The sequence below is a fragment of the Comamonas sp. CAH-2 genome, assembly GCF_009668305.1.
Classification (GTDB): domain Bacteria; phylum Pseudomonadota; class Gammaproteobacteria; order Burkholderiales; family Burkholderiaceae_C; genus Comamonas; species Comamonas aquatica.
Genome location: NZ_VSWF01000008.1, coordinates 99,968 through 107,284, shown reverse-complemented (window position 1 = coordinate 107,284; position 7,317 = coordinate 99,968). Strand labels below are relative to the sequence as shown.

The window sequence follows — 7,317 nt, the reverse complement described above, 5'->3', positions numbered from 1 at the left end:
CTTTGCAGCCAGCCGTCAAAATTTGGTGGAGGTAAACGGGATCGAACCGATGACCTCTTGCATGCCATGCAAGCGCTCTCCCAGCTGAGCTATACCCCCTCTTGACAACACAACATTAATATGTCGCGTTGTGCAGAGCCTCGAATTATAGACAGGTTTTTAGCGGTTTTTCAAACGCGAAAGAATTTTTTCGCGACCCAGCAATTCCAGCACCGCATCCACCGAGGGTGTGTGGGCCGTACCCACGGTCAACACGCGCACCGGCATGGCCAATACGGGCATTTTCACCCCCTGGGCCTTGAGCACGTCCTTGATCGCAGCCGCAATCGCGTCCTTGTTCCAGTCCACGGTTTCCATGGCTGCCGCGAAAGCATCGAGCACCGGCACCGCCGCTTCAGTCACGTGCTTGGCGTAATCCTCAGCATTGCGGTCGACGGCGTCCACATAGAAGACCTTGGCCCAGTGGGCCAGGTCCACCAGGGTCTCGCAGCGGTCCTTGAACAAGGCAGCGATGCGCACCAGGCGATCGTCGGCATCGAGCGCTGCCTCCGACACACCGGCTTGAATCACAAAAGGCTTGACCTTGGCTGCCAGCGCCGTGTCGTCCATGGTCTTCAGGTGCTGGGCATTCACCCAGCGCAGCTTGGCTTCGTCGAACTGGCCGGCGCTGCGCCCCAGATGGTCCAGGTTGAACCATTCCAGGAACTGCTGGCGCGAGAAGATCTCGTCGTCGCCGTGGCTCCAGCCCAGGCGGGCCAAGTAGTTGACCATGGCATCGGGCAGGTAGCCTTCTTCGCGGTACTGCGTCACGGGTTTGGCGCCGTTGCGCTTGCTCATCTTCTCGCCCTGCTCGTTCAGCACGGTGGGCAGGTGGGCGAACACGGGCACGGTCGCACCCAGGGCTTCGAAGATGTGGATCTGGCGCGGGGTGTTGTTGACGTGGTCGTCGCCGCGGATCACGTGGGTGATGCGCATGTCCATGTCGTCCACACAGACGCAGAAGTTGTACGTGGGCGTGCCGTCGGGGCGGGCGATCACCAGATCGTCCAGCTCGGAGTTCTGGAACTCGATATGGCCCTTGCACTTGTCGTCCCAGCCCACCACGCCGTCCTTGGGGGTCTTGAAGCGCAGCACAGGCTTCACGCCTTCGGGGATGGCCGGCAGCACCTTGCCGGGCTCGGGGCGCCAGGTGCCGTCGTAGCGCGGCTTTTCCTTGGCGGCCATCTGCTTTTCACGCAGGGCGTCCAGCTCTTCCATGCTCATGTAGCAGGGATAGACATGGCCAGCGGCCTGCAACTGTGCCAGCACTTCCTTGTAGCGGTCCATGCGCTGCATCTGGTAGAACGGTCCCTCATCGTGGGTCAGCTCCAGCCACTGCATGCCTTCCAGGATCACATCCACGGACGCCTGGGTCGAGCGCTCCAGGTCGGTGTCCTCGATGCGCAGGATGAAGTCACCACCATTGGCGCGCGCGAAGGCCCAGGGGTACAGGGCCGAGCGGATGTTGCCCAGGTGGATGAAACCGGTGGGCGAAGGGGCAAAACGGGTACGTATTTTTTGTGTCATTGGTAGGTATCCAGTCCGCGGGACAGGTCGGCCTTGAGGTCGTCCAGGTGCTCCAACCCCACGGAAATGCGAATGAGGCCCTGGCCGATGCCGGCAGCCTGGCGCTGCTCTTCGGTCAGGCGGCCGTGCGAGGTGCTGGCCGGGTGGGTGATGGTGGTCTTCACGTCGCCCAGGTTGGCCGTAATGCTACACACCTGGGTATGGTCGACCACATGGAAAGCGTTCTTGCGCAGGGCCTCGGCGCCCTGCCCGTGCACGTCGAACGACAGCACGGCACCACCGAGGCCATTTTGCTGGCGCATGGCCAGGGCGTGCTGGGGATGGCTTTGCAGCCCCGGGTAGTACACCCGCGCCACCTGGGGATGGGCCTCGAGCCAGGTGGCCAGCTCCAGCGCGGCGGCACTTTGCGCCTTGACGCGCAAGGACAGGGTTTCCAGGCCCTTCATCACGGTCCAGGCGTTGTACGGCGCGGCATTCAGCCCGCCGCTGCGCAGGAAGGTGCCCATCACCTTGTCCACCAACGCCACCGAGCCACACACGGCCCCCACCATGGCACGGCCCTGGCCGTCCAGGAACTTGGTGCCGGAATGCACGACGATGTCGGCACCCAGCTTGGCGGGCTGCTGCAGCACGGGCGTGGCAAAGCTGTTGTCCACGGCCAGCAGCGCCCCGTGGGCATGGGCCAGCTCCGCCAGCGCGGTGATGTCGCACAGATCGGTCAGCGGATTGGTCGGGGTTTCGGCAAACAACAGGCGGGTGTTGGGCTGGATGGCAGCCTGCCACGCGGCCACATCGGTCTGTGCGACGAAGCTGGTCTCGACGCCGAAACGCGCCATTTCCGTGCCCAGCAGCTTGATGGTGGAGCCGAACATGGAGCGCGAGCAGATCACATGGTCGCCCGCCTTCAGCGTGGTCAGCGCCACCAGCAGGATGGCCGACATGCCGGTGCTGGTGGCCACGGCGCATTCCGTGCCCTCCATCGCGGCCAGGCGCTTTTCAAAGCTGGTCACCGTGGGGTTGCTGGTGCGGCTGTAGGTAAAGCCGTCTTCCTGGGCGGCAAAGCGGCGGGCCGCAGTTTCACAGTCGGGCTGCACGAAGCTGCTGGTCATGTACAGCGCCTCGCAGTGCTCGCCCCACTGGCTGCGGGGCAGCGCCTCGCGCACCGCCAATGTGTCGGGATGCAAGCCCTCGGGAAGTGTTCGATGGTTCACGGTGACGATTCCTTGTTCTTGTCGTGGCGGCAGATCCATGCCGCATGCTGCGCTTTATTCGAAAAAAGGAGCAGCTTGCGCTGATCAAACAAGCACTTCAAATATGAAATCATTTGAAATGCTTGCAGAACCTGCGCCAGCAGCTCCTCTTTTTATTGTGCACCCGGACTTATCACGCCCGGGTATTTGCTTACTGCTCCTGGGCGTTAGGCAGCGACAGGCGCGAGGTGTCTTCGGATTCTTCCTGGGCACCGGCGTTGCGGCCTTCGTTCAGCGCGGTCACCTCGGCTTCCGAGATGTCGCCCGTCACATACACGCCGTCAAAGCACGACGCCTCAAAGCCCTTGACCGCCGGGTTGATCTTGCCCACAGCCTGCTTCATCGCTTCCACGTCCTGGTAGATCAGCGCGTCGCAGCCGATGACCTGGCGGATCTCTTCCACCGTGCGGCCATGGGCCACCAGCTCGGACTTGGTGGGCATGTCGATGCCGTAGACGTTGGGGTAGCGCACGGGTGGCGCGGCCGAAGCCAGGTACACCTTGTTGGCGCCGGCATCGCGTGCCATCTGCACGATTTCCTTGGAGGTCGTGCCGCGCACGATGGAATCATCCACCAGCAGCACGTTGCGGCCCTTGAACTCGCTGCCGATGGCATTGAGCTTCTGGCGCACCGACTTCTTGCGTGCGCCCTGGCCCGGCATGATGAAGGTGCGGCCCACGTAGCGGTTCTTGACGAAGCCTTCGCGGTAGGGAATGCCCAGCAGCTGCGCCAGCTGCATGGCGCTGGGGCGGCTGGATTCGGGGATCGGGATGATGGCATCGATCTCGCTGGGCGGCACGGTGGAGATCACGCGCTTGGCCAGGGTCTCACCCATGTTCAGCCGTGCCTGGTAGACCGAGATGCCGTCCATGGTCGAGTCCGGACGCGCCAGGTAAACGTACTCGAACACGCAGGGGTGCAGCTCGCTCTTGGCCGCGCACTGCTCGGTGTGCAGTTGGCCGTCGTTGGTGATGAACACCGCCTCGCCGGGCGCAATGTCGCGCTCGAACTGGTGTAGCGTGCCTTCCAGCGCCACCGATTCGCTGGCCAGCAGGTAGGTGCCATCCGCCGACTTGCCCAGGCACAGCGGGCGGATACCAAAGGGGTCGCGGAAGGCCAGCAGGCCGTAGCCAGCAATCAGCGCGATCACGGCGTACGAGCCCTTGATGCGCTGGTGCACGGCACGCACGGCCTTGAACACCTCGTCGGGCGTCAGCGGCGCGCCACTGGTGGCACGGCCGATTTCGTGCGCCAGCACGTTGAGCAGCACTTCGGAGTCGCTCTCGGTGTTGGTGTGGCGGTGGTCGGTCTCAGCCAGTTCCTGGCGCAGCTGCTTGGCATTCGTCAGGTTGCCGTTGTGCACCATCACGATGCCAAACGGCGCATTCACGTAAAACGGCTGGGCCTCTTCCTCGCTGGCCGCATTGCCCGCGGTGGGGTAACGTACCTGGCCCAGACCCACATTGCCGGGCAGCGCCCGCATATTGCGCGTGCGAAACACGTCGCGCACCATGCCCTTGGCCTTGTGCATGAAGAACTTGCGTTCTTGCTGGGTGACGATACCGGCAGCATCCTGGCCGCGGTGCTGCAACAGCAGCAAAGCGTCATAGATCAGTTGATTCACAGGCGCGGTGCTGACTACACCAACGATTCCACACATAGTCGCGTTCCATCTATCTGCGGGATTGCTCCCGCGGTCTTTGCTTGCAGGTGGACGCCGCCATAGGCGCCACCCTCACTCATTCACGTACCCGGCAGCAGGTGGTCCCACTGCAGATCGAGCGCCGGCAGGATGCTGGCAACCGCATCGCCCAACCAGGGCGCGGCCACCGACTGCGTCCACCAGTCCTGGGTGCGCAGCGAGGTGGACACCACCACCACCGCCAGCACCAGGATCAGCACCACCGCACGCAGCAGCCCGAAAACAGCCCCCAATGTGCGGTCTACCGGACGCAGGCCTGCCACCTCGATCAATTTCTTAGCCAGCGCACTCAGCAGACCCCAGGCAAACACCGCCACCACGAACGTCAGCACAAAGCCCACGCCATAGCGCACCGTGTCGTCCCAGCTCTCGAGTGGCAGCCAGGCTGCCACGTCGGGGGCAAACAGCCGGGCGATGAAAAAGCCCGCCACCCAGCCGACCAGGGAAAACAGCTCAAACACCAGGCCCCGCCAGGCGCCCAGCAGCATGGACACCAGCAGGATGCCCAGCAACACTCCGTCCAGAACAGCCATCCGCCTGATCAGCTCCGCGTGTGCGTGATGGCCGGCATCACAAGGTCAGCACCGAAGCCGCCAGGCCCAGGCCCTTGATGCGCGCGGCGGCCTTGTCGGCGTCTCCACGCTGCTCGTAAGGCCCCACCCGCACGCGGGTGCGCTTGCCATCCTTGGTGTCCACCGTCTGGGTGTAGGTCTTCAGCCCCGAGCGCTCCAGCTTGCTGCGCACCTCGTTGGCTTTGGCCACATCGGCAAAGGCCCCGACCTGAACGATGAAGCGCCCCTGCTTGGCCGCATCGGCCTTGGGCGCCTCGGCCACAGGGCTGCGGCCCTCCAGCAGCGCACGGGCACGCTCGGCCTCGCTCGTCGCCGGTTTGGGCGCGGGCTTGGGCTCCGGCTCAGGTTTGGGGGTGGGCTTAGGCTCGGGCTTGGGCTCAGGTTTCGGTTCTGGCTTGGGCTCGGGCTTGTGTTCAGGTTTGGGCTTGGCCACTGGTTCAGGCACAGGGGCCAGACGTGGAGGCTCGGGTGGCTTGGGCATGGCCAGCGGTGCGGGCTCGTTGACCACCAGTTCTTCACCCTCGCTCAGCGCATTGCCTTGCACGGGTGCCTGGGCCACGGGCGTCTTGGCATCCGTTTGCGCCTGGCTGCCAGGCACCATCAGCGGTGCCACCTGGTTGCGGTCGGGAATCTCGATCGGCACGTCCACGGGAATGGGGCGCGGCTGGGTGTCGAACAACAGGGGAAATCCGATGACCCCCAGCACCACCAGCACCGCCGCACCAATCAGGCGGTGGCGCGCACGGCGGCGCATGTCGTCCACACTTTCAGCCTGCGCTGCGCGGGACCGCCGCATGGGCGCCTGCTCGCGTTCGTCTTTCTGACCAGGCCAACGGAATTTGAAAAGTGCCATGAAGATGCGTCGCGTAGCGGACCTTATTCGCCCAAATGTTTGGCATGCAGGCGAGGTGGCCCATCTTTCAAAACCTCACCGACCGTGTAGAACGAGCCAAAGACCACAATTCTATCAGCCGGGTCCGCGGCCTGTACGGCGGCGGTCAATGCCGCCTGCGGGCTGGTATACAAGCTGGTCGGCACCTCGCGGCGTGTGCCGCCCGCCACCATCTGCAGGGCGTTCCACTTCTGCTGCAGGTGCACAGCGCTTTCGGCGCGCTCCGTCGGCAGGTCGGTGAAATACCAGCGGTCGATCAACGGCCCCACCTTCAGCAGCATGGGCGCCAGATCCTTGTCGGCCATGGCGCCAAACACGGCATGCGTCGTCGGGTAATAGCCCATGGCATCCAGGTTGGCAGTCAGGGCCGCCACCGAGTGGGGGTTGTGCGCCACATCCAGCACCAGCGTGGGCTGGCCCGGGATGATCTGGAAGCGCCCGGGCAGCTCCACCATGGCCAGCCCCGTGCGCACGGCCTGCGCCGTCACGGGCACGCGGTCGCGCAAGGCCTCGTAGGCGGCCAGCACCCCCGAGGCATTCATCAGCTGGTTGGCACCGCGCAGTGCGGGGTAGGAAAGGCCGGCATAGCGCCGGCCACGACCGGCCCAGCCCCACTGCTGCTTGTCGCCCTCGTAGTTGAAGTCCTTGCCAAAGCGCCACAGGTCGGCCCCGATCTCGGCGGCGTAGTCGATCACGCTTTGCGGAGGCACCGGGTCGCTGACGATCACCGGGCGGCCCGCGCGCATGATCCCCGCCTTCTCGCGGCCGATGGTCTCTCGGTCGTTGCCCAGCAAGGCCGTGTGGTCGATGTCCACGCTGGTGATGATGGCGCAATCGGTGTCGATGATGTTGGTGGCATCCAGGCGGCCGCCCAGGCCCACCTCCAGGATCGCCACGTCCAGCTTGGCCGTGCTCAGCATGCGCAGGATGGCCAGGGTGGTGAACTCGAAATACGTCAGCAGCACTGCTTCGCCTTGCAGGCGGGCGGCCTCGACCGCCTCGAAGTGCGGCAGGAAATCCTGCGCCTTGGCGATCTCTCCGTGAATCCGGCAGCGTTCTTCAAAATGCACCAGGTGCGGCGAGGTGTAGACCCCGGGCTTGTAGCCCGATTGCAGGGCCACAGCCTCCAGCATGGCGCAGGTCGAACCCTTGCCATTGGTCCCCGCCACGGTGATGACGGGGCATTCAAACTTCAACTGCATGCGCTGGGCCACTTTGCGCACACGCTCAAGGCCCATGGAGATGGTTTGCGGATGGATGTGCTCGCAGTGCGCAAGCCATTCGGGAAGAGTGGAGAAAGTGCTGTGCATACGGGGCATGATTGTCGCGCACCCA

General features: G+C 64.3%; 6 protein-coding genes and 1 tRNA gene. All 7 read right to left on the bottom strand.

The window, feature by feature from the left end; translation table 11 throughout:
- Nucleotides 1-23: 23 nt before the first annotated feature.
- Nucleotides 24-99: transfer RNA gene (locus tag FYM52_RS07560), tRNA-Ala, on the bottom strand.
- 60 nt (nt 100-159) lie between these two features.
- Entirely contained in the window at nt 160-1,566 is a 1,407-nt protein-coding gene (gene gltX, locus FYM52_RS07555) for a glutamate--tRNA ligase (RefSeq protein ID WP_154163643.1), read from the bottom strand.
- Nucleotides 1,563-2,777, bottom strand: a complete 1,215-nt coding sequence (locus tag FYM52_RS07550) for an O-succinylhomoserine sulfhydrylase (protein WP_162524673.1) — start codon at nt 2,775-2,777, stop codon at nt 1,563-1,565. The genes gltX and FYM52_RS07550 overlap by 4 nt, the downstream gene beginning before the upstream one ends.
- 190 nt (nt 2,778-2,967) lie before the next feature.
- The gene (gene purF, locus FYM52_RS07545; RefSeq protein WP_042413122.1) at nt 2,968-4,476 is read right to left on the bottom strand and encodes an amidophosphoribosyltransferase; all 1,509 of its coding nucleotides are present in this window, start codon (nt 4,474-4,476) and stop codon (nt 2,968-2,970) included.
- Between the two features lie 83 nt (nt 4,477-4,559).
- Nucleotides 4,560-5,051 carry a CvpA family protein gene (locus tag FYM52_RS07540; protein WP_042413124.1) on the bottom strand — a complete coding sequence of 164 codons (492 nt, stop codon included), beginning with the start codon at nt 5,049-5,051 and terminating at the stop codon, nt 4,560-4,562.
- Nucleotides 5,052-5,088: 37 nt separating this feature from the next.
- Nucleotides 5,089-5,943, bottom strand: a complete 855-nt coding sequence (locus FYM52_RS07535) for an SPOR domain-containing protein (RefSeq protein ID WP_154163641.1) — start codon at nt 5,941-5,943, stop codon at nt 5,089-5,091.
- A 23-nt stretch (nt 5,944-5,966) separates the two neighbouring features.
- Nucleotides 5,967-7,292 carry a bifunctional tetrahydrofolate synthase/dihydrofolate synthase gene (folC, locus tag FYM52_RS07530; RefSeq protein ID WP_043386156.1) on the bottom strand — a complete coding sequence of 442 codons (1,326 nt, stop codon included), beginning with the start codon at nt 7,290-7,292 and terminating at the stop codon, nt 5,967-5,969.
- Nucleotides 7,293-7,317 lie beyond the last annotated feature (25 nt).